Annotated in this window: 18 protein-coding genes and 1 tRNA gene; 9 read left to right on the top strand and 10 right to left on the bottom strand. The window is 65.3% G+C overall.

All coding sequences use genetic code 11. The features are described 5' to 3' along the window. Positions 1-7 precede the first annotated feature (7 nt). The 4 genes from QW887_RS26355 to QW887_RS26340 form a co-directional block, all read right to left on the bottom strand. Positions 8-859 (bottom strand): carbohydrate ABC transporter permease, encoded by an 852-nt coding sequence (locus QW887_RS26355; protein ID WP_315717543.1) that lies wholly within the window; start codon positions 857-859, stop codon positions 8-10. Beyond that, entirely contained in the window at positions 856-1731 is an 876-nt protein-coding gene (locus tag QW887_RS26350; protein ID WP_315717542.1) for a sugar ABC transporter permease, read from the bottom strand. The genes QW887_RS26355 and QW887_RS26350 overlap by 4 nt, the downstream gene beginning before the upstream one ends. A gap of 116 nt (positions 1732-1847) precedes the next feature. Then, the gene (locus QW887_RS26345; protein ID WP_315717541.1) at positions 1848-3230 is read right to left on the bottom strand and encodes an ABC transporter substrate-binding protein; all 1383 of its coding nucleotides are present in this window, start codon (positions 3228-3230) and stop codon (positions 1848-1850) included. Between the two features lie 142 nt (positions 3231-3372). Continuing rightward, a complete protein-coding gene (locus tag QW887_RS26340; protein ID WP_315769536.1) occupies positions 3373-5322 on the bottom strand; it encodes an AsmA family protein in 1950 nt (649 codons plus the stop codon). Between the two features lie 310 nt (positions 5323-5632). Here QW887_RS26340 and QW887_RS26335 point away from each other — a divergent pair, with 310 nt between their 5' ends. Together QW887_RS26335 and QW887_RS26330 are read left to right on the top strand one after the other, a co-directional pair. Then, positions 5633-6361, top strand: coding sequence for a CoA transferase subunit A (locus tag QW887_RS26335; protein WP_315717540.1), 729 nt, complete (start codon positions 5633-5635; stop codon positions 6359-6361). Continuing rightward, a complete protein-coding gene (locus QW887_RS26330) occupies positions 6361-7011 on the top strand; it encodes a 3-oxoacid CoA-transferase subunit B (protein ID WP_315717539.1) in 651 nt (216 codons plus the stop codon). The genes QW887_RS26335 and QW887_RS26330 overlap by 1 nt, the downstream gene beginning before the upstream one ends. An 8-nt stretch (positions 7012-7019) precedes the next feature. Here QW887_RS26330 and QW887_RS26325 read toward each other — a convergent pair whose 3' ends face one another. The 4 genes from QW887_RS26325 to QW887_RS26310 all read right to left on the bottom strand — a co-directional run bounded on the left by QW887_RS26325 (position 7020) and on the right by QW887_RS26310 (position 11503). Next, positions 7020-8741, bottom strand: a complete 1722-nt coding sequence (locus QW887_RS26325) for a hypothetical protein (RefSeq protein ID WP_316195341.1) — start codon at positions 8739-8741, stop codon at positions 7020-7022. Positions 8742-8918: 177 nt separating this feature from the next. Beyond that, positions 8919-9800 carry a formylglycine-generating enzyme family protein gene (locus QW887_RS26320; RefSeq protein ID WP_316195339.1) on the bottom strand — a complete coding sequence of 294 codons (882 nt, stop codon included), beginning with the start codon at positions 9798-9800 and terminating at the stop codon, positions 8919-8921. A gap of 51 nt (positions 9801-9851) precedes the next feature. Next, the gene (nirK, locus tag QW887_RS26315) at positions 9852-10946 is read right to left on the bottom strand and encodes a copper-containing nitrite reductase (RefSeq protein ID WP_316195338.1); all 1095 of its coding nucleotides are present in this window, start codon (positions 10944-10946) and stop codon (positions 9852-9854) included. A gap of 347 nt (positions 10947-11293) precedes the next feature. After that, positions 11294-11503 carry a hypothetical protein gene (locus tag QW887_RS26310; protein WP_316195337.1) on the bottom strand — a complete coding sequence of 70 codons (210 nt, stop codon included), beginning with the start codon at positions 11501-11503 and terminating at the stop codon, positions 11294-11296. A 211-nt stretch (positions 11504-11714) separates the two neighbouring features. Between QW887_RS26310 and hemN the strand changes: the two genes are divergently transcribed. Further along, the gene (gene hemN, locus QW887_RS26305) at positions 11715-13067 is read left to right on the top strand and encodes an oxygen-independent coproporphyrinogen III oxidase (RefSeq protein ID WP_316195335.1); all 1353 of its coding nucleotides are present in this window, start codon (positions 11715-11717) and stop codon (positions 13065-13067) included. Between the two features lie 72 nt (positions 13068-13139). Next, positions 13140-13343: a DUF1858 domain-containing protein gene (locus QW887_RS26300; protein ID WP_409999240.1), complete on the top strand. Its 204-nt coding sequence runs from the start codon at positions 13140-13142 to the stop codon at positions 13341-13343. Here the strand turns inward: QW887_RS26300 and QW887_RS26295 are convergent, their stop codons facing one another. Further along, complete coding sequence (locus QW887_RS26295) at positions 13344-14063, bottom strand: Crp/Fnr family transcriptional regulator (RefSeq protein ID WP_316186052.1); 720 nt, start codon at positions 14061-14063, stop codon at positions 13344-13346. Positions 14064-14233: 170 nt separating this feature from the next. Here QW887_RS26295 and QW887_RS26290 point away from each other — a divergent pair, with 170 nt between their 5' ends. Beyond that, entirely contained in the window at positions 14234-15445 is a 1212-nt protein-coding gene (locus QW887_RS26290; protein WP_316166891.1) for an NnrS family protein, read from the top strand. On the opposite strand, the gene QW887_RS26285 is transcribed toward QW887_RS26290, so the two are convergent. Next, positions 15430-18768, bottom strand: coding sequence for a PAS domain S-box protein (locus QW887_RS26285; protein ID WP_316186053.1), 3339 nt, complete (start codon positions 18766-18768; stop codon positions 15430-15432). The genes QW887_RS26290 and QW887_RS26285 overlap by 16 nt on opposite strands. Before the next feature lie 317 nt (positions 18769-19085). Between QW887_RS26285 and QW887_RS26280 the strand changes: the two genes are divergently transcribed. The 4 genes from QW887_RS26280 to QW887_RS26265 all read left to right on the top strand — a co-directional run bounded on the left by QW887_RS26280 (position 19086) and on the right by QW887_RS26265 (position 21096). Beyond that, positions 19086-19466, top strand: coding sequence for a phasin family protein (locus QW887_RS26280; protein WP_316186054.1), 381 nt, complete (start codon positions 19086-19088; stop codon positions 19464-19466). 205 nt (positions 19467-19671) lie between these two features. Beyond that, entirely contained in the window at positions 19672-20106 is a 435-nt protein-coding gene (locus QW887_RS26275; protein WP_316186055.1) for a phasin, read from the top strand. 263 nt (positions 20107-20369) lie between these two features. Then, a tRNA-His gene (locus QW887_RS26270) sits at positions 20370-20446 on the top strand. Between the two features lie 296 nt (positions 20447-20742). Continuing rightward, positions 20743-21096 (top strand): hypothetical protein, encoded by a 354-nt coding sequence (locus QW887_RS26265; protein ID WP_316195334.1) that lies wholly within the window; start codon positions 20743-20745, stop codon positions 21094-21096. Positions 21097-21165: the final 69 nt, after the last annotated feature.

The following is a 21165-nucleotide window of genomic DNA, read 5'->3' as shown; positions in this document are numbered from 1 at the left end:
CGCTCCGTCACGACTTCACGGCGCCGGCGGTCAGGCCGCCCACCATGTAGCGCTTGAAGGCATAATAGACCGCCGCGGGCGGCAGCGCGTAGATGAAGCCGGTGGTCATCAGAAGCTCCCACGGCGAATCGTCGGCGGCCAGGAAGTTGCCGAGCGCCACGGGCAGCGTGATATCCTTGTCGTTCGACAGCAGCAGGAACGCGTAGAGGTACTCGTTCCAGGCCAGCAGCACCGCATAGGTTCCGATCGCGACCAGCGAGGGCATCATCAGCGGCACATAGACGAGGCGGAATATCTGCAGCGGGCTGGCGCCATCCATGACGGCGGCCTCGTCCAGCTCGACCGGCAGCTTGTCGGAGGCCTGTTTCAGCACCCAGATCGCGTAGGGCGAGGCAATCGTCACCATCGCCAGGATCAGCGACCAGTCGTTGTTGAGCAGGCCGTATTTGCCCATGGTGCGATACATCGGCACCGCGAGGAACGCCGCCGGGATGAAATAGGTGAACAGCGCGAGGTTCATCACCACCCGGCTGCCGGGCACGCGCAGGCGCGAGATGGCGTAAGCCGCGCAAGTCGCGATCACCAGGGTCAGCGCGCCGACGGCGGCGGCAATGATGACGGAGTTGCCGAACTGGATCCAGAAATCGCGCAGGAAGTAATGCTGCTGGTGGAACACGATCGAGAAATTGTGCAGCGTCGGATGGTCCGGCCACAGCTTGCCCGAGAACGCGTCCTCCTTCGGCGAGATCGCGAACAGGAACATGTGGTAGATCGGGATCATCGTCCAGATGAAGACGGGGATGCCGATCAGCAGCAGCCGGGCCTCGGTGCCGACTTCGCGCAGGGTGGGGAGCTTCATCGCGACAACCGCTTCATCATGAAATAGACCAGGGGGAGCACCAGCGGCATCGCGCAGACGATCGAGGCCATCGCGAGGCTGAGCTGATCGAGCCGGAGATAGCGGATGCCGAGCGTCGCCAGCACGTGGGTGAGATCGGCCGGACCGCCGCCGGTCAGGAGATACACGCTGTTGAAGTCGCCGAGCGTCCAGATCATCGAGAGCAGCGTGCAGGTGATGTAGAGCGTCTGCATCGACGGCCAGGTGATGAAGCGGAACTTCTGCCACCAGGTGGCGCCGTCGACCTCGGCGGCCTCGAACAGGTCCTGCGAGATCGCCAGCCGCCCGGTCATCAGGATCAGGGTCCAGAACGGCAGCGATTTCCAGATGTGCATGCCGATCGCCATCGACAGCGCGACCGTCGGGTCGTTCAGCCAGTTCGGGCCGTCTTCGCCGGTGAACTTGAAGATCAGCTGGTTCACGACGCCCCATTCGGGATTGAGCATGAAGCGCACCGAAAGGATGGTCGGGATCGAAGGCACCGCCCAGGGCAGGATGAAGATGACCGACAGCCATTTGATCCAGCCGCGCTGCTGAATGAAGAAGCCGGACAGGAACAGCGCGATCACCATCTTCAGATTGATGCCGACCACAAGGAAGATCAGCGTGTTGACGGCGGCGCGCGCGAAGATGGGGTCGTTATACAGCGCGACGTAGCTGGCCGGCTCCCGGGCGAGCCACAGGCCGTAGCCGACGGGATAGACGACGAAGGCGAGGAAGACGAGCAGATAGGGGGCAAGCATGACGATGCCCCACACCTGTGACGGTGTCAGCAGCACCGGGCGCGGCGCCTCCGCGATTGCGGAATCGGAAGCTGAGAGCGTGATCGCCATGGTCGTTTTTCCCGGGTCGTCTCTTCCCGCCTATAAGCCATCCCGGCCGCATGCGCTGCGGCCGGGATCTGTTGTCGTTGTCAGGATATCGAGCTAGTGCCTCGCGAGGCGAGAGACTAGCCGGCGACCTCCTTCAGCCGCGCGATCAGCTCGTCGACGGCCTTCTCGACCGGCACCTTCTCGCTGACCACGCGGTTCATCGCCTTGGCCCAGACGTTCTCATTGTTGAGGATCGTGAACTTGTAGTTCTTGGTGAAGTCGAACGGCGTCGTGCCGCCGGTGAACTGGGTGTAAACGGCCTTGCGATGGCGGTCGGCCTGCCAGAACGGGCTCTTCTGGCCTGCGGTCGTCACCGGGAACCAGCGGCCCAGCGCGCCCTCGATGTAGGGGCCGAGGTTCTCCTCCTGCATCAGGAACTTGATGAATTCCTTGGCCTGCGCCTTGTGAGGAGCATTGGCGAAGATCAGTCCGGTCTTGACGTCGGAGCGGTACTTGATCGGCGTGCCGTCCGGCTTGTTGGGGAAGGACGCGGTGATGATGTCCTCCTCATAGGCCTTCTTGCCAGCCGCGCGCTGCTCGGGCGTCAGCGCCGGGTTGGTGGAGTCCTCGAACCACTTGGCCGCGATCGAGATCGTGAAATTGTGGGTCATCACGATCGTCTTGTTGTGGAACGCGACGTTGTTGTCCGGATCCTTCCAGGTCGTGGACGAGGGCGGCGTGCAGCCCTTGATGTAGGTGTCGGTATAATCCTTCATCGCCTTGACGAGGCCGTCGCGCACCTTGGGGTCGTCGACCAGCAGCTTGCCGTCGTCGTCGACCAGCTTGACGTTGTAGGCGTCCATGAAGGTGTAGAACGACTGGAACGAGTCGGTGGATTCCACGCCCATCGGCTGACCGACGCCATACATGCGCTGGCCGGTGGCCTTGCGGACCGCCGGCTGCACCTTGTCGCACCAGAACGTCCAGTAGTCTTCCCACTTGGTGGGGATGTCGCTCTGCTTGAAGCCGGCCTTGCTCAGCAGGTCGCCCCAGATCTGGACGTGCATGCTCTGCTGCTTCAGCGGGAAGCCGTAATAGGCCTTCTTCTTGGTGACGTTGTTGTAGAGGTAGGCGGTCTCGAGCGTGTTCGGAGCGAACGCCGACTTCATCGGCTCCAGGATGTCGGTGAGATCCTCGAGCTTGCCTTCGTAGGCCCACTTGCCCTGGGCCTGAACGTCGTAGGTGTCGGCGTAGGCCACGTCGGGTACGGTGCCCGAATCGAGCGCGGCGACCGTCTTCGGAATCATGTCCTGGATCGCGTATTGCGACAGCTCGACCTTGATGCCGGTCTTGGCCTCGAACTTCTTGACGACGTTGAGCAGCGCATCGTCCTCGGACTTGTAGAAGCCCTTGCTCCACCAGATCGTGATGGTGTCCTGAGCGATGGCTGGTGCTGCAGCGCAAAAAAGCCCGGCGGCTGCGACTGCGATCGAAAGCGCACCCATTCCCCTGGATTTCACGTGTCTCTCCCTGATCCGCCGATCTTGCTTGATCGGTTGCGGCCGGACACTAGCCCAGGGACCCGACGTGATCCAGAAGTAATATATCAGACATAGGTCGTGACGGCGGCCGCGTATCGGCACGCGAAGCAAGCCGCGTCGGTCAGTTCTGCTTCGTGGGAGGGTCGCCCGTCGGGGCGTCAGCCTGCGGCGCAGTGTCTGGCTGCGCCGGGCGCAATCCGCCGCCGGTGAATCGTTCCAACACCGAGCGCACCGCATCCCTCGTCTTGCGGTCCTTGACCGCATCGAGCAGAGGGGCGGCGGCCGGAGCGCGGCGGATCAGGCTTTCCGGATCGGGAAAGATCAGTGGATCTTCCCAGGGGCCCTGGACGACGAAAGGCAGTTCGAAGCCGTTGCTGCCGTTGCCGGACGACAGCAGGCTCGCGACGCCCTTGAAATCGTATTCCCGTGTCGGCACCGAGGCCGTACCGGTCATCGTGATGCGCGCGGTCGGGCTCTCGACGCGGATGTCCTCTGCGGTCGCGATACCCTCGGAGAACTTGACCGCGATCGTCAGCGAATCGTAAGGCGTCGAACCGGAGCGGAAATTGCCGCCGCGCGACAGCGGGCTGCGCTCGAGGCGCTTCAGGAGCTGCTCGACGTTGAAGCCGGAGATCGCGCCATCGCGGCCCTGCAGGTTGGCGCTGCCGTCGAGCGACTGGGCGAGCCCGAACGGGCTCGAGCCCGAAGCCGTCAGCGAGACGTTGAGATTGCCGCGTCCCGACAGCGACGACACGCCGAACATCTCGTTCGCGCAGGCCTGCAGATCGACATCGTTGAATTGCAGCTCAGCCTTCACGTCGGCCACGGTGTCGGCACGGGCGATTCCGAACGAGCCGCGCACGATGCCGCCATACATCTGAGCCTCGCCGACCGAGAGGGCGAGCACGCCGTTGCGCAGGTTGGCGCCGAAGGCCGTGCGTCCGATTTTCGAGGAGCCGACCGTGACCTTTGCGGCCGATAGCCGCATGTCGAGGTCAGTGGTGGACAAGGCCTTGAGGTCGAAGAGTTGCCGATTCCAGTCGCGGGCCCCATTGGCCAGCAGCCGGACCGTCGAGATGTAGGGGGTGAAGTCGAGCGCGTCGGCCGCCAGCGTCGCCTGCAGCGTCTGCCGGCCGTTATTGGCGTAGGTCATCACGCCTTCGGCGGTGTTGCCGTCGAGTTCGACGTTGACATTGGTGAGGGCGATCGAGGCGCCGACCACGTTGGCACGGGCGCGCAAGGCGAAGCGCCCGAAGCCGCCGCCGCCGAGCGGCGTCTGCCCCGTCCAGCGCAGCGCATCGCGGAGCGAAGGGCTATCCACCGTCAGCATGCCTTCCATCAGCGCGCTGGTGCGGTTCGCGACCGTGCCGTCGAAGGCGACTTTCAGCGGCGCGCTGGCGAGCCGCATCTTCAAGCCGGACCGGTCCCCCGACAGCGCAGCCAGGAAGTCGCTGACGCTGATGGAGCCCTCGATGCGCTGGCCGCGCCAATCGAACTGCCCGGTCGCCGCGAACGAGCGCGAGATCGACGGCCAGGCGAGCGACAGGTCGATATCGTCGAGCCGCTCGGAAGCGTGGTGGTCGGTGTCCTCGTAGACCAGGATGCCGTCCTGAATGCGGATCTCAGAGAACGACATCTGGCTGTCGGGCCCCGGACGCATCGTGCGCGCGATGGTCTCGATGAAGGGAGTCCAGTTGCTGTTGCCGTCGGCCTCGCGGGTGACGTTGATCTGCGGCCGCAGCATCATGACATCGGCGATTTCGAACCGCTGCAGCAGCAGCGGCAACAACTGCAGATTGGCGGTCAGCACGTCGACGCGCAGGGCCGGATCCTCGGTGCCGCTGCCCTTCAGGCCGACATCGTGGAACGAGACATAGCTGCCCGGAAACAAGGAGACGTCGATATGTCCCTTGACGACGAGCTCGAGGCCGGTCACCGCGCGGATCTGGCTCTCCACCGCCTGCCGCAGTGCCTCGCGATTGACCAGCCAGGAGCTCGCGAGCAGGGCCACGAACGCGATGCCCAGCAGCACCGCGATCGGTGTGCCGAGGCGCCTCATTCCTTGGGCCATGGTCACGGACATGTCCTGGGATCGTCGGATCGCTGGTTACGCGGGATGGGCAGGGTGCGCCGAAAACCCCTGCCAACATCAACAACTTGATGCGCTTTCTTGACGCTTTCAAGGCCACGCCGCCGGTGTGGCCGGATTGCGGCGGAGCCCTGATATTCCGGACTCCGGATCGCCACGGAGGCGCAGGCTGGTGCGACAGCTAAAGCAGGATGTGCGCGTTGGGAAGGCATCATTGACGCATTGCGAAGATTTCGCCTAATAATCCGGTCGATATCCGCGCGGTCGCCGCTCTCCATCAGGTCATTCCCGTATGAACAAGGTCTATCCGGACGCCAAATCCGCCCTTGCCGGCCTCCTCAAGGACGGCATGACCATCATGTCGGGTGGGTTTGGTCTTTGTGGCATCGCAGAAACCCTGTCCGACGCCATTCGCGAGTCCGGGGTGAAGGACCTCACCGTCATCTCCAACAATGCCGGGGTGGACGGCATCGGCCTGAGCCGGCTGCTGGAGACGCGGCAGATCAAGAAGATGATCTCGTCCTATGTCGGCGAGAACAAGCTGTTTGCCCAGCAATATCTGGCCGGCGAGCTGGAGCTCGAATTCTGCCCGCAGGGCACCCTGGCCGAGCGCATCCGCGCCGGCGGCGCCGGCATCCCGGCCTTCTTCACCAAGACCGGCGTCGGCACGCTGGTCGCGGAGGGCAAGGAGGTGCGGGAGTTCGACGGCGAGAAATATCTGATGGAGCGCGGTCTGTTTGCCGATCTGGCGATCGTGCACGCCTGGAAGGGCGACACTGCCGGCAACCTCGTCTACCGCAAGACCGCGCGCAACTTCAATCCGATGATGGCCACTGCGGCCAAGGTGACGGTCGCGGAGGTTGAGCATCTGCTGCCGGCCGGCCAGATCGATCCCGACCACATTCATACGCCGGGCATCTTCGTGAAGCGCATCATCCAGGTCGGAACTGCGCTCAAGCGCATCGAGCAGCGCACCGTGCGCAAACGTGAAGCCGCCGCCGCAGCCGGGGAGGAAGTCTGATGGCCTGGACGCGAGAGCAGATGGCGGCGCGCGCCGCCAAGGAGCTGCGGGACGGCTACTACGTCAATCTCGGCATCGGCATTCCGACGCTGGTCTCCAACTTCATTCCGCCGGGCGTCGACGTCGCGCTGCAGAGCGAGAACGGCATGCTCGGCATGGGTCCGTTCCCCTATGAGGGCGAGGAGGATCCCGACCTCATCAATGCCGGCAAGCAGACCGTTACCGAGCTGCCGATCACCAGCTATTTCTCGTCAGCCGAATCCTTCGCCATGGTCCGCGGCGGCCACATCGACCTGTCGATCCTCGGCGCCATGCAGGTCGCCCAGAACGGCGATCTCGCCAACTGGATGATCCCCGGCAAGATGGTGAAGGGCATGGGCGGCGCGATGGATCTCGTCGCCGGCGTCAAGCGCGTGGTCGTGGTCATGGAGCACAGCGCCAAGGATGGCCCGAAGCTGCTCAAGCAGTGCACCTTGCCGCTGACCGGCGAGCGCGTGGTGGACATGGTGGTGACCGATCTGGCGGTGTTCACGATCGACAAGCACGGCAATGACGGCATGGCCCTGATCGAGCTCGCCGACGGCGTGACGCTCGACGAGGTCAAGGCCAAGACCGAAGCCGAGTTCCGGGTCGCGCTCAAGAATGCCTGAGGGCGCGGCTACCAGCGCCGGCACAGCATCTCCGCGACCTTGACGGCGAGCCGGCATGCCGCTCGCCGCGGCGGGCTCGCAGCAGTGGACTGCGCGGTCTCCGCCAGCCCCTGAATGATGAGACACGGCACACTGCGGCTGAGGCAGATCAGCCCCATCGCATAGGCCATGTTATCCGTCGCAAGCGCGCCTGGAAACGCTGCCGAGATCTCGGCATTCGTGCCGTCGCCATCGCACGTCACCGTCATTCCTTCGAAGAACACGCCGATGTCATCCAGCATGCCATCCGCGGCCTCGTGCGCGAGGCGGCAAAGCTCGGGATCGGCCGGAATGATCATTCCGCTGTCATCGACCAAGGGCGGCTCGGCAATGCTGAGCGCGTCGCGCAGCTTGATCTGAATCCGGAATGGCGCGACCGCGGTGGCGATGACGAGATCACCGGGGCCGGCGCCGACGAATCGCGGGCCGCGGGCCGCGTGCGGGAGATTCGGGCCCAGTGCTTCGGCCCGTCCCGGCATGATCAGCCACTGCGCCCCATGCTCTTCGATCGCCACTGCGGCCGCGCTCGCCACCTCGGCCATCGATCGCCCGAGGCACACGACCGCATGGAAGCAGGAATGCCTGATGATGGCGCGCGCCGCGTTGCGCTGTTCAATCAGTGTGCCCGCGCCCATGGCCTGGACCAGGGCTTCGATATCCTCCGGCGTTTCGACCACGAAACCGATCGTGTTGGCTTTGGCATGGAGAAATCGCAGCGCGTCGAGCATCGCGTTGATGCTGGCCTTCTCCCGACCATCGAGCTGCTGCCACAGCGCTTCGAGCACGTCCAGAGAGGCCTCGATGCCGGCGCCGATCACGCCCTGGCCGAGCGGGCGGCCGGGTGTCTCGCAACAGTAGAGCTCCTCCAATGCCTGCAGGACGGTTCTGCGGTCCTTGACGGCGTAGGCTCCTTGCAGGATGCGCGCGAGAACCTGGGCGCGCTTGCCAAGTTCGAGTGGAACGGCGAGCCAGGCAAAATCAGCCAGCTCGGCGGCCTGCTCGCTGGCGGCACGCTGAAATTCGCCGACGACCTGACCGTAGTGCCAGCTCAGTTGCCACGGGGTCACCTGCCTCCCGCGATACCTGCCGCGCTCGATGCGTTCGAGCGATTGCGCCTGCAACTCGTTGCGCAGGTCGGGATCTATTCCCGATGCGCGGGAATCCAGCAGACGATAGGCGCGTGTTGCGATCGCCGGTCCGAACCATTCGTGCTCGGGGTCCCCGACCGAGAGACCGCTCGGGATGCGGATGTGGACGGTCCTGCGAAACTGGTCGAGCTCGCGTCTTGCCACCTGGCCCGCCGTCACCGAAACCTGCTGCACCTCGCACAAACCGTCGACCACACTGGCCCAGTCCCAGAAGTCGTCGCCATAGAACGGAATGCGATATTGGCGGCTCGCGACGATCCGTGCGCAAACCTGTTCGATGGCGGGAGCCACACGATCGAGAATATCCTTGCGCGCCAGCGCGCCGTCCGTGAGACATTGGTGCACGAGACGCGCCGCGCCCGCATTCACCACGTGCCAGTCCTTGGCGGCGAATTTGGGCGACGTCCGCAGATATTCGAGCGCGTCGATGAGGCAGCGTCCAGCCAGTGCGCGGGGCGAATCGTCGTCGAACCAGCTGGTGTTACCAATTCCGTAACCGTGCAGGTCGGACGTGAAGAAGACCGGCGGATGTCGAGAATTCACACTCGCCTCCTGGTCCGCTCATCGCGTCTCTCAACGGAAATTTCTAACGTTTGTAGCTTACATCCCGCAATCGAAAGTTGATTTTGCGTGACTGTCATTTGTGCCAGTGTCAGGGCACCGCCGATCCGGCACCGGCGTCGGTTGCTGTCGAGCGTGCTTAACGCTGAGCACGCCGCGTCAGGCGCGAATGGCGCCGAGCAGCCGGCTGAGACGCTGCGTCATGCTGCGGCCCCATGAGGGCTGTTCGCGGACCAGCCGGAAGCCGAGATTGGCAGGTGGCGTGCCGGAGGCGCAGCCGCCGGCGCGCGCGTCGCGGATGAAGTCGGTCACGTAGGCTCGATGCGCGCCTTCGGCCAGCCGCACGCCGCAATTGCTGACGGTCTTGGTGACGCGACCTGCGCTATCCTGCATCTTGCGTGTGAAGCAGGTCGAGGTCCACTCCCAGACATTGCCCGCGAGGTCGGCAATGCCGTGCTCGTTGATGCCGAAGCTGCCGAAGCCGCGCGTCTCGGAGTCCTCTTGCAGCGCGGCTTCCCGTTCGTAGCGGGCAATCCAGCGTCGCGAGGGATCGGCGTCGTCGATCGAGACGCCATCGTCCTTGAAGCGGCTGCCCGCCGCATAGGCCCACTCGGTATCGGTCGGCAGACGATAGCTATGGCCGGTCCGGTGTGAGAGCCATTCGGCGTAGGCCACCGCGTCATGCCAACTCACCTGCACGGCCGGGCGATCGCTGGCGATGGGAACGTTGCGATCGAGCGCGCGGCACGCATGCGCTTCGACGCAGGCGTGGTAGTCCGCGGCACTGACCTGGTTCGTCATGATCGTCAGCGGATGATCAAAGCGGACCGTCGTGATGGGCGCTTCGGCCTGCCGCCCGCCGCGGAGATGGTCACCGGAGTCGCGGTAGCTGATCGTACCAGGTGCGATCTCGGTGAGGGCGGGGCCGTCGAGGTCCGCAGCGCGGTTTGGCAGATCGGCAAGGATCGGTGCCATTGCGGTCGGGCCAGCCAATCCGACGACGCAGGCGATGGTGAGCTTGAGCTTGAAAGCGAGCAGCATGGCAGCACACTCAGGAGAGTGGGGGCCGGATACGCCGGCCCCCAGGGCCGATCAGTTCGTCGTGCCGGTCGGAATCTCCGCCGGGGCTTTGACCTGCATCATCAGGTCGTCATTCCACTTGCCTTCGACCTTGAAATGGGCCGTCGCGCCGAGATTGGCCGCCTCGATCAGGTTGTGGGTGACGTAGGCGTAGATGCCGGGCTGCAGGAATTTGTAGAGCGCGGCGCCCGCCGAGCCGCCGCGGATGAACCAGGTCTCGAGCCCGGTCTCCGGCGCGTTGGAAAATTTGCCGGTCTCCCAGACATAGTCGCCGTGACCGCCGATCAGATGCGGACGACTGTCGCGGTTCGCCTGCGAGTGCACGATCAGAACGTTCTCGCCGACATTGGCCGTGAGCGCATTCTTTCCGGTGAGCGCGCCGGCCTTGCCGTTGAACACCACATGGGTCGGCGTGAGCTTGCGCATGACCTCCTCGGTGTCGCTATAGGCTTCGCCGGGCGAGTCGTAGGACTTGAAGTTTCCCTTCTCGTCGCGCGGGACGTAGAGGTCCTGCTCGCCGATGTAGTAGATGCGATCGTAGCGCAGCGCGTGTCCGCGGCCGTCATTGAGACCGTCGCGCGGCAGCACCATCACGGCGCCGTTCATGCCGGAGACGACATGCCAGGGGATCATCGGTCCGCCGGGGGCGCAGTGATAGACGAACACGCCGGTCCGCGTCGCCTTCCAGCGTAGCACGACCTGCTCGCCCGGATTGACCAGGGTCAGCGCGCCGCCGCCCAGCGCTCCGGTCGCGGAGTGGAAGTCGATGTTATGCGGCATGCTGTTGGTCGCGGGATTGACCAGGGTCACCTCGACATAGTCGCCCTCATGGACCACCATCAGCGGGCCTGGCATCGAGCCGTTGAACGTCATGGCCTGGAAGGTGGTGCCCTTCTCGTCGATCACCATCTTCTTTTCCTGGACCACGAGCTTGAACTCCATGATCTTGGGCCCCTGCTTCGTCGCCTGCTCGTGCGCATGCACGAACGGCGGAGCCACCAGATCGACCTTCTGGCGCGGCAGCTTGAGGTCCTCGGCCATCGCGGGGGCCGCAAGCATCATCGCGGCGATGGCTGCACTGAACATGGCGGTGCGGCGGGTCAACATGGATCGCTCCTTCATTGGATCTGTTGTAGTGCCGCAATCACCATGCTCCCGTTGGAACTCGGCTTGTTTGTGCTGCAACAAGCAACTTCGCAATTGCGGAATCAGGCGGCGGATTTTGAGCGAATTTGGCGCGGCTGCGCCCGCGCAGCACGCGAATGAGTTGCATCGGCGCGCAGTTTCTTGGGAGGCCGGACAGGGTGCGGAGCAAAGCGGGGCGGACTGTCCCGCGCGACGACGCGATAAGATGGGATCTGTCCGTTTGCCCATACGGCACGAGAATCGCGGGCGCTATGATGCGCGCTTCCGAGCACAGCTCTGGACCGATCGACGATGGGCTCCCGAACTCGTCAGCTCAGCCAGCGCACCGCCAGCAACACGATGAAGGCCACTGCCGCCGCGATGCAGAACACCGTGGTCATGAACATGGCGATGTTGCCGAGCAGGCCTGCGGGCCCCGACTCGTCGCGGAACGATTCGAAGCCGTCGGACTGGGGGATATGGCCGCGGATGCCAGCGAGGACAGCAAATGAACGGATCAGCAGTTGCACAGCTTCCATTGCGGTTTCCTCGAATCGTCGGTGAATCAATGATGACGGGAAATGAGCCCGCCACTTTGAGGAAGCGCAAAGTCCGCGGTGATCACCGGCGTTCTACTGCTTCAACAGGGCATCTGCCGGCCGCGCCTTGAGAAAGCTCAAGGTCGTCCCCCTTGCCTTGTGTCAAGAACCTCCGAACCCCAGGTCGACACGCTCAGGTGACAGGCAGGACATGAGACCAGATCTTGCAGCATGCTACGGACAGGAGCGCCTCCCGCGCTACACCAGCTATCCCACGGCGCCTCATTTCTCCACCGCGGTCGGCCCGTCCACCTACGCAGAATGGCTGCGCGCGATACCAGCAAGCGCGACGGCATCGTTGTACCTTCACGTGCCCTTCTGTCGCTCGATGTGCTGGTATTGCGGCTGCAACACCATGGTCGCCAAACGCGACGAGCCGATTGCGGTCTACGAATCGGCACTACGTTGCGAGGTCGACATGGTGGCGCGCCAGATCGGCCGACGGCTGCAGGTCGGGCACATTCATTTCGGCGGCGGCACGCCGACCATCATGGCGCCGGAGTCCTTCGTCGATCTCGTCGGATCGCTGCGCCATTCCTTTTTCGTGTTGCCATCGGCGGAGATCGCCATCGAGATTGATCCGCGCACGCTGACGGCGGAGATGATCGCGGCGCTGGGGGTGAGCGGGGTCAATCGCGCCAGCCTGGGCGTGCAGAGTTTCGATCCGCGGGTGCAGCAGGCCATCAACCGCGTGCAGAGCTTCGAGCAGACTGCGGCGGCCACGAACGGGTTGCGTCAGGCCGGTGTTGCCGGCATCAACTTCGACCTGATCTACGGACTGCCGCATCAGAGCGTCGAGTCCTGTCTCGACACCGTCCGGCGCGCCATCGACCTGCGCCCCGACCGGCTCTCCGTGTTCGGCTACGCTCATGTGCCATCGTTCAAGACGCACCAGCGCAAGATTCAGGACTCGGCGTTGCCGGACAGTCTGGAACGCTACGATCAGGCGTGCGCGATCGCTGACGCGCTGAAGGACGCAGGCTACGTCCAGATCGGGCTCGATCATTTCGCCTTGCCCACGGACCCGATGACCATCGCGTTCCGCGAAGGCCGGCTGCATCGTAATTTCCAGGGCTACACGACCGATACCAATGATCTGCTGCTCGGCTTCGGCGCCTCGGCGATCGGACAGCTGCCGCAAGGCTATGTCCAGAACGCGCCGCAGGTCCGGGCCTATGAGCAGAAGATCGCGTCCGGCAGCCTCGCGACCGTGAAAGGCTATGGACTGACCGATGACGACCGCCTGCGGGCGGACATCATCGAGCGCATCATGTGCGACTACGGCGTGGATCTCGACGTCATCTGCACCCGCCATGGCACGGACGCCGACGACATGCTGAGATCGGCGCCGCGGCTGCAATCGCTGATCTCCGACGGTGTGGTGGAGCTCAACGGCGGTACGCTCGCGGTGAGCGAGCATTCCCGGTTCCTGGTGCGCAGCGTCGCTGCGGCGTTCGATGCGCATCTCGACGCGTCGAAGCAGCTGCACAGCCGGGCGGTCTGACTGTCGAGGTGCCGCGGTGCTTGTGCCGCGACAAAGACCGCAAAGGGCATGCCCGCTACCGTTCGCGCTGGAATGGAGGCGCGCATGCCAATCTCCTTCGATGAACTGGTCGACGATGTCATGCGGCGAAGGCCGGAGACGATCGGCGTCTTTCTTGCTTTCCAGATGCGTTGCGTCGGTTGCCCGATCGCCTGTTTTCACAACGTCGCGGATGCCTGCCACGAGCATGGCGTCGATCCCGACGCGTTCCTCGCGGCCCTGTGTGCCTGCACGTGATCAGGTGCGGGATGCGGCCGCGTCGCCGGCGCCCTGCTGCGCCAGCAGCACTATCTTGTGCGGCTCGCGCAGGACGATCTTCTGACGGCCGCTTTCGACCAGGCCGAGCTGCTCCCAGCCGGAGAGGATGCGGCTCACCGTGTGCAGCGTCGTCCCGGTCATCTGCGCAATGTCCTGCCGGCTGATCGGGAAATCGATCTGCACGCCATGATCGAGCTTGCGGCCGGCCTGGTTGGCGAGCCGAAGCAGCGCATGCGCGATGCGCTGCTCCACCTGCTGCGTCGACATTTCGATCACGCGCGCATGGCTTTCCTGCAGCCGCTGGCCGACCGTCTGCAGCGTGTTCGCCGCCAGCGATGGGAACTTCGCGACCAGCCGCGGCCATGAGGCGGACGGCCAGGCCAGCACGATGCTGTCATCGACGGCGGTCGCTGTCGCCGGATAATGTTGGAGTCCGATGGCGGGGGCGACGCCGAACGTGTCCCCTGGCACGACATAGCGCACCACGATCTGGTCGCCGGTGGGCGTCGTCTTGCTGGCGCGGACATGACCGTGGAGCAGCAGGAAGAACGAGGTCGCATCGGCGCCCTGCTCGAACACCGCGCCGTTGCGGGGGACGCGAAGGGAGCGGGCCTCCCGCAGCACGTCCGTGAGATCCTCAGCGGACAGCCCTGCAAACAGCGGCAGATGCGCGACCAGCGAACGGTCGATGGAAGCCATGATGTTCTCCGGGGCCGGATTCGGCTCAATTTTGCGGCGCTCAATAGCACGTTTTTGCGATCCGTCGGAAGTTTGTGCTGGCGCAAGCCATAGTGGGCGACGCGCAACTACATGTTAAGCACAGCGCCGAGATCGGTGCGGTTCCCGTCCTTCATCGAGCGAGCATGCACATGGCCATTCCACGCAACTATCAGGGCTGGACCGTCCTCGCCAACGGGTTCAGGCCGTTCTTCCTGCTCGGCGCGCTCCAGGCTGCGCTGGCGATCCTGATCTGGCTCCCGGCCTTTTACGGTGAGCTGAAGCTGAGCTCGGGCTTTGTCCCCCGAGACTGGCACGTGCACGAGATGCTCTACGGCTACCTGCCGGCCATCGTCACCGGCTTCCTGTTCACGGCGATCCCGAACTGGACCGGACGGCTGCCGATCCGGGGCCTGCCGCTGCTCACCCTGGTGCTCGTATGGACGGCCGGACGACTGGCCGTCACGGTGTCGGCGCTGGGTCCCTGGTGGGCCGCGCTGCTGATCGATGCGAGCTTCCTCGTGCTCGTCGTCCTGGCCGCGGCGCGCGAGATCGTCGCCGGGCGCAATTGGCGCAATCTGCCGGTGGTCGCGATCGTCACGGTGCTGTGCGCCGGCAACATCGCCTTCCACGTCGAGGCCCATCTGCGTGGCTCGGCCGATTACGCGATCCGCGTCGGCGTTGCCGTGATCGTGCTGCTGCTCGCGCTGATCGGCGGCCGCATCACGCCGAGCTTCACGCGCAACTGGCTGGTCAAGCACAATCCCGGCCGGCTGCCGGCGCCGTTCGGCCGCTTCGACATCGCGGTCGTGCTGTTCAGCGCGCTGAGCCTGCTCGGCTGGATCCTGGTTCCTGAGAGCGCGCCGACCGCGCTCGCGCTGGCTGCGGCCGGCATGTTGCATGTGGTGAGGCTCGCGCGCTGGGCCGGCGATCGCACCTTGCGCGAACGGCTGCTGGTCATCCTGCATGTCGGTTACATGTTCGTTCCGCTCGGCTTCCTGCTCACGGCGGCCGCCAGCCTCGGATGGATTCTGCCCAGCGCCGGGCTGCATGCCTGGATGGTCGGAGCCGCCGGCATCACGACGCTTTCCGTGATGACGCGGGCCACGCTCGGCCACACCGGCCAGGCGCTGACGGCCGCGCCCGCGACCCAGGCGATCTATCTGGCGATCATCATCGCAGCGGTGACGCGGATCTGCGCCGCAGTGGCGCCGGCGCACGGCGAGGTGCTGCTGCACGTCGCGGCGTTGGCCTGGATCGTCGCATTCGCCGGCTTCGTCCTGGTGTTCGGTCCGCTTCTGCTCGGTCTCAAGCGTCGGTCACTGGCCGTGCGGCGGGCGGGATCGGCTCAACCAGTGCTCTGATTGCGCGCCACGGCGCGGGGAAACACCACCTCGATCAACGTGCCGGATTTCGGCGCCGCCTTGATATGAAACTGCGCCCGGTTGGCTTCGACCAGCGCCTTGGTGAGCGACAGGCTGAGACCGGCGCCATCGGGGCCTTGCTCGGAAGCCGAGGGCGCACGGAACGGTTCGAGCGCGGCGGCCACCTCCTGATCGTTCAGGCCATGACCGGTGTCGCGCACGCGCAGCGCGACCTCGCCGAAATCGGTCAGCGCGGTCGAGACGATGACCTGGCCGCCGGGATTTGCCAGCGAGATCGAGGCCGAGATCAGGTTCATCGCGATCTGGCGCAGCGCCCTTGTGTCGGCGATGACCGGCGGCAGCAGTTGCGACAGCGAGGTGCGGATGATGATGCGGGCGCGGTTGGCCTGCGGCTGCATCACTGCGACACAGTTCTCCACCAGCTCGTTGAGGTTCTGGCTGGTGAAGGTGAGCTCGAGCTTGCCGGTCTCGATGCGCGACAGCTCCAAGAGATCGTCGATCAGGGAGACGACGCGCTCGCCCGAGGCGCGGATGTCCTTCATGTATTCGGCGTAGCGCGTGTTGCCGATCGTGCCGAAACGTTCGCCGATCATGACCTCGGCAAAGCCGATGATCGCGTTCAGCGGCGCGCGCACCTCGTGGCTGATCCGGGCCAGCATGTCGGCCTTGGCGTTGGCGGCCCGATCGGCCACGCGACGAGCCTGCAGCAACTCGCTATCGCCGCGATGGAGTTGCGACAGGTCGCGGAACACGGCAAAGAAATTCGGACCGCCGGGCCGGGTCCGGCCAATTGCCATCGACAACGGAATGACGCCGCCCTGAGCGACCTTCCCGAGCACCTCGCGGCCCTGATCGAGCCCGCTCGACGCGCCGGCCTGCTGCACGCTGTCGAGGTCATCGAGCACGAGGCGGGCGCTTTCCGGCGCGAACAGCTCAATCAGGTTACGGCGCACCAGCGCCGCGCCATCGTAGCCGAACAGCGCCTCGGCGCTGCGGTTGCAGGCGTGGATGTTGCCGCCGGCGTCGAACATCAGGATGCCCTCGGCTGTGACGTCGAGGATCGCCGCAAGATCTTCGGCTTCGGCGTGGCCGGCGGCCGGAGGCGGGGCCACGACCAGGGGGGCCGGTGCAGCCGAGGCCTGCGCCGACATCGGTGCGGCGTCGGCGGCCGTCGGAACCGCGGCTGCGGTGCCGGGCGCCGGAGCGAAGATCAGGGCATGGGCGGTATCGCCGTCCCAGGTGATCGTGAACAGGCGGGCTTCCGCCTTCACCTCCTCGCTGGAGGAGCCGTCGGCGGCCGAGATCGTGACGGGGGTGCCGGCCTCCGACTTGTTCGACGCGGACGACACGCCCGGCTCGACATAGAGCGCATCGAGCCCGCCTGCCTGCTCCAGGGCCGCAAGATCGGCGTAGCCCATCTGCCTGAAGAAGGCCGGATTGCCATAGAGCAGACGATCGAGCCGGTAGATCAGCATGCCCGTCGGCAGCAGGTCGAGCAGGATGCGGTCACGCTGACTGTCGCCCTGGGCCGGCGGCTCCTCGGGGCTGAGCCATTCGGTCTGCAGCTCCGCGCCATGATCGGTCGCCGTTTCCGTCGCCGACGGAGCCTGCTGCTGCGGCGGGACCGACGGATCGCTCACGCGCGATCCCGGCTCGAGCGCCGCACTCGCGACGCCCGCGGCTGAGTTGCGGATCTCGCCTTCGAGCCGGGCCGACAGCTGACGCGCGAGTTCATGGAACGCACTGTTCTCCACCGGCGTGAGCACCGGATGCTTGGACTCGCCCGGAGCGCGGAACGGGACCACGTTCCCGGTCGTTTCGAGCCCGATACCGTCGATGTGGTGTACGTCCGGCGCAATGGAAGCCTCACGCGATGACGCAGTGACGTTGTCCTGCTGCGGCGGCACATCTGCGGCCTGCACATGGTCGGATTGGGCAGGTTCGGTTTCGTCGGCGTCCGGAGCATCGGTCGCGGCTGCATCGGTCGATGCGGGGCGACGCAGTGCGGCCAGCCGGTCCAGGGCGTCGAGGTCGCGACAGACGCCGAAGCCGCGATAGCCGGCATGGGTTCTTTCGTCCGTCAGGACAGGCAGTCCCGACAATTCGACCGCAAGCCGCTCGCCCTCGGCGGGCCAGCTGACGACGATCCCGCTCCAGGTCTCTTTCGTTTCGATCGCGGCACCGACCCGCCCTTCGGGATCGAGGCCTAACGATGCAGTGAGCTCATGCCAGGGACGGCCGAGCTTGGCGGCGCTGTGCCGCCCGATCAGGCGGATGAATTCATCGGAGCCGATCGAGAACCGTCCCTCGGCATCCATCTGCCAGGAAAATCGGAGCGGATGGCGGCGGCCGACTGAAGGGTCGGCCGCGCCGGAATCGGCAGGATGCGCGTGATCTTCCGTTTGCGGCGCCGACGCCTTGAATAGGTCGGCCTCGGCCGGATCGTCGATCAGCAGGAACTCGGCCGGCGCTTTCGACAGCGCGGGGGATTCGTCGTCGGTTTGGCGTTCAGTCATTGCATCCATCGGAAGAGGAGGCGAAGTCACGACCGCGGGCCCAGCGGCAACGTCCACGGGGGGTGGTGATGCCGGGGCGGCATCCGCGGTTGGCTCAGGTATTGGCGCCGTGCCCGGCGCCTCGATCTCCTCGGCAGGGGCCGGCATCGGGACGGCCACCAGCCCAACCTGGTTGCCGCTGCCGATGCGGTAGAGCGCTGCGCGCTCCGTGCCGAACGCCACCTCGGCCATGCCATCGGCCAGCGCCGCCCTGCGTATCCCGACGAAATCCGGCTCGCTCAGGTCGCGCATGCCAAACAGGCGCCGTCCGGCTGAACTGATGCCGGCGAACTGACCGTCCTGGGTGAATGCGATCAGCGCATGCTCACTCGTCTCCACGAGCCGCTTCAGGCGATCCGCCAGGGGGAAGCTACGTCCACCCCCGTCGGTGCCGGTGATCAGCACCGCGCGCGTGCCATCCGGCAGATCGATCCGGGCGCAGCCGCAGGTCGCGAGCGTGCCGAGCGGCGCGCCGAAACCACGTAGACGTTCGAGCCGCACGGCGCCGGTCTCGGGCAGCCGCCGTCCCAATTGAGCGACCTGGCGACGATGCGCGTCGGCAGGGCCGAGCGCCTTAGCGATCAGCGCCGCTGCGCTCGCCGCGCCGAGGGCGCGCGCACCGGCCGCATTGGCCCACAGCACACGGCTGCCATCGGCCGACCAAAGCCAGGCCGGCAGACTGCCGGCGGCGTGGACGGCCAGCCGGGGGTCGCTGAGGGCCTGCAATTCGAGATCGGCGTAGGTCATGGGCGACGACGGCAAATGGCTCTTGTGATGTTGATCGGCCGACGGATCGGCTGTCGGAACTGGTCGCGTTAAGAATTCGTTACTATCGCGCGTTTTGAGGGCCGAGGTCCACGGCGGGGCCGCGCTCCTGTCCTGCTAAAGCTTGGATAACCTTAATGTGTTCCTCGTGGGCCGCAGCGCGCGGAATCGCGGCGAACCCCCTGTTGGGGACCACGATGATACCTGGGCAGGTCGAGAGCTGCGCGGGCAACGGGACGGTCACCGCGAGGACGAGGCGCTAAGGGCGCAGCCAATCGTGACGTCAGAAGGAGGGAACCATGACCGACGACGGGCGACGATTCGAGATTCCGAAAGACATGCGGGCGATGGCGGCGGCAGGCTTCAACCAGGCACGTCAGACGTTCGAGAAGTTCCTGGCTGGAGCGGAGGCGACGGCCGGCTCGCTCGAACACCGCAGCACGACGGTGCGGGCCGGGGCCAAGGACATCGGCGCCAAGGTCTTGTCCTACGCTGAAAAGAACGTCCAGTCGTCGCTCGACTACGCCCAATCGCTGGTGCACGCCAAGGACCTGCCCGAGGTGCTGCGGCTGCACGGCGAATTTGTTCAGGGCCAGATGCGGTCGCTCGCCGAGCAGGCAAGCGAAATGGGGCAGGCCATCGGCAAGGTTGCGATCGACGCCACAAAGCCTAAGGCCTGACCGAACGTTCTCCGCTCCCGAAAAATCTGGAAGCGGGTGCGGCAAACAGTTCCTGATAGTGGAATTTCCGTTGCGTTGCACAAAAGCGCCACGATATAGCTCTACGCGAGGTTGTTACCTCCCAGGGGCGGTTCCTCTGCGTGATCCGAAGTGACGTCCCGATTGCCGGGACGGTCCAGTCTCAATGTTTCGAAGGATGCATGCCATGACCAATGCCACCGATCCTTTCTCCGCGTCCATCATCCCGTTCGAGGTCCCTGAACAGGTGCGCGCGTTCGCCGAAAAAGGCGTGTCGCAGGCCCGCGAGAACTACGCCAAGTTCAAGGACGCAGCGGAAACCCACAATTCGGCCATCGAGGCCTTCTTCGCCAACGCCAGCAAGGGCGCCGGCGCCTACTCGTCAAAGGTCATGGAATTCACGAAGGCCAATACCACGGCTTCGCTCGACTTCGCCCAGGAGCTGTTCGGCGTGAAGTCGCCGTCGGAGGCGATGGAGCTGTGGACGGGCTTCGCGCGCAAGCAGTTCGAGACCTTCACGGCCCAGGCCAAGGAGCTCGGCGAGCTCGGCCAGAAGGTTGCGGCCGAGACGGTCGAGCCGATCAAGGAAAGCGCCACCAAGCTGTTCAAGACGGCGGCCTGAGGGCCAGCCTCAAGTCTCGCCGGGTGCGCGGTACGGCCGTGTGCCGGCATGGACGGCGGGAGATCCATGACCCGGGCGCGTTCGCGGCCGGGTTTGCTTTCTGGGGCTCACCGTTTGCACGGGGGCTCGTTCGGGCCGAAGCCGCGTCCAAAAAACGCCGTCACGGCAGGGGACTTTATCCGTTCTCGGCCTTGCCAAATTCGCCCGTTGCACCTAGTTTCCGGCCCGTTCGGACGCCCCCTCGTGGGCCGTCCCATGCGGATGCAGTTGTAGCTCAGTTGGTTAGAGCGCCTGTCTGTGGAACAGGAGGTCGGTGGTTCGAGCCCACCCAACTGTACCATGGCCACCCCCATCGCTGTGCCGTTCGCAAGCTCACCTCCATCCGTGCTCCGCGCCCCATTGATCCTGCGCCGTGATTTGCAGCCCCGTCGCGACCTCTCGCGCAGGGCCGGGGCGTGGGCGCAGAGCTTTGGTCGCGGAAGCCCGAGCCCGGTCTCCGTATTTCGACGGATATATCGCCGGGTCGTGCGCTCGCTTGCGGTTTTGCTGCGCCGGATCGGTAGCACGGCGTGGCGCCGTTGCTTGCGAATCCGGTCTCCTTCAATCACAGTTGGCGGCAACGAGGGGGAGGGGGCGATGAGAGGGATTGATCTCGATCCATGCATCTCTGCCGTACTGATCGCTATAGCCGCGCTGTTAGTCCCCGTAACCGCACGGGCCTATACCGCCGAGCAGGAGCAGGCGTGCACAGGCGATGCGTTCCGGCTTTGTAGTTCCGACATTCCCGATGTCGATCGTGTCACCGCCTGCATGGTCCGCCGCAAGGCCGAGCTATCGCCGCCATGCAGCGCCCAATTCGGGCCGCCAGAGCGCCAGACAGCGTCATCGGGCCGCGCGGAGCGGCCGATGAGCATTCGTCCTGTCACCAGGAAGCCGGTCACTGCGCGCGCCGGCAAATCGAAGAAGTCGACGCGACCGGACGCGACCTGAGCGATGCCGATGGCCGCATTTGGCGGCACCGGGAATGATGGCGGTCCTCGACGCGCAGCCTCAACATGT

Source organism: Bradyrhizobium sp. SZCCHNRI3052 (assembly GCF_032484895.1).
Taxonomy (GTDB): Bacteria; Pseudomonadota; Alphaproteobacteria; order Rhizobiales; family Xanthobacteraceae; genus Bradyrhizobium.
Note: the sequence above shows the minus strand (reverse complement) of the source record. Positions and strands in the feature narration are given on the sequence as shown.

What these genes read in the sequence shown, in the direction of transcription:
- QW887_RS26275 (WP_316186055.1), top strand. Translation starts at nt 19,672, where the DNA reads ATGACCAATGCCACCGATCCTTTCTCCGCGTCCATCATCCCGTTCGAG.
- hemN (WP_316195335.1), top strand. Translation starts at nt 11,715, where the DNA reads ATGAGACCAGATCTTGCAGCATGCTACGGACAGGAGCGCCTCCCGCGC.
- QW887_RS26290 (WP_316166891.1), top strand. Translation starts at nt 14,234, where the DNA reads ATGGCCATTCCACGCAACTATCAGGGCTGGACCGTCCTCGCCAACGGG.
- QW887_RS26320 (WP_316195339.1), bottom strand. Translation starts at nt 9,800, where the DNA reads ATGCTGCTCGCTTTCAAGCTCAAGCTCACCATCGCCTGCGTCGTCGGA.
- QW887_RS26335 (WP_315717540.1), top strand. Translation starts at nt 5,633, where the DNA reads ATGAACAAGGTCTATCCGGACGCCAAATCCGCCCTTGCCGGCCTCCTC.
- QW887_RS26350 (WP_315717542.1), bottom strand. Translation starts at nt 1,731, where the DNA reads ATGGCGATCACGCTCTCAGCTTCCGATTCCGCAATCGCGGAGGCGCCG.
- QW887_RS26265 (WP_316195334.1), top strand. Translation starts at nt 20,743, where the DNA reads ATGAGAGGGATTGATCTCGATCCATGCATCTCTGCCGTACTGATCGCT.
- QW887_RS26280 (WP_316186054.1), top strand. Translation starts at nt 19,086, where the DNA reads ATGACCGACGACGGGCGACGATTCGAGATTCCGAAAGACATGCGGGCG.
- QW887_RS26300 (WP_409999240.1), top strand. Translation starts at nt 13,140, where the DNA reads ATGGAGGCGCGCATGCCAATCTCCTTCGATGAACTGGTCGACGATGTC.
- nirK (WP_316195338.1), bottom strand. Translation starts at nt 10,946, where the DNA reads ATGTTGACCCGCCGCACCGCCATGTTCAGTGCAGCCATCGCCGCGATG.
- QW887_RS26355 (WP_315717543.1), bottom strand. Translation starts at nt 859, where the DNA reads ATGAAGCTCCCCACCCTGCGCGAAGTCGGCACCGAGGCCCGGCTGCTG.
- QW887_RS26330 (WP_315717539.1), top strand. Translation starts at nt 6,361, where the DNA reads ATGGCCTGGACGCGAGAGCAGATGGCGGCGCGCGCCGCCAAGGAGCTG.
- QW887_RS26340 (WP_315769536.1), bottom strand. Translation starts at nt 5,322, where the DNA reads ATGGCCCAAGGAATGAGGCGCCTCGGCACACCGATCGCGGTGCTGCTG.
- QW887_RS26295 (WP_316186052.1), bottom strand. Translation starts at nt 14,063, where the DNA reads ATGGCTTCCATCGACCGTTCGCTGGTCGCGCATCTGCCGCTGTTTGCA.
- QW887_RS26310 (WP_316195337.1), bottom strand. Translation starts at nt 11,503, where the DNA reads ATGGAAGCTGTGCAACTGCTGATCCGTTCATTTGCTGTCCTCGCTGGC.
- QW887_RS26285 (WP_316186053.1), bottom strand. Translation starts at nt 18,768, where the DNA reads ATGACCTACGCCGATCTCGAATTGCAGGCCCTCAGCGACCCCCGGCTG.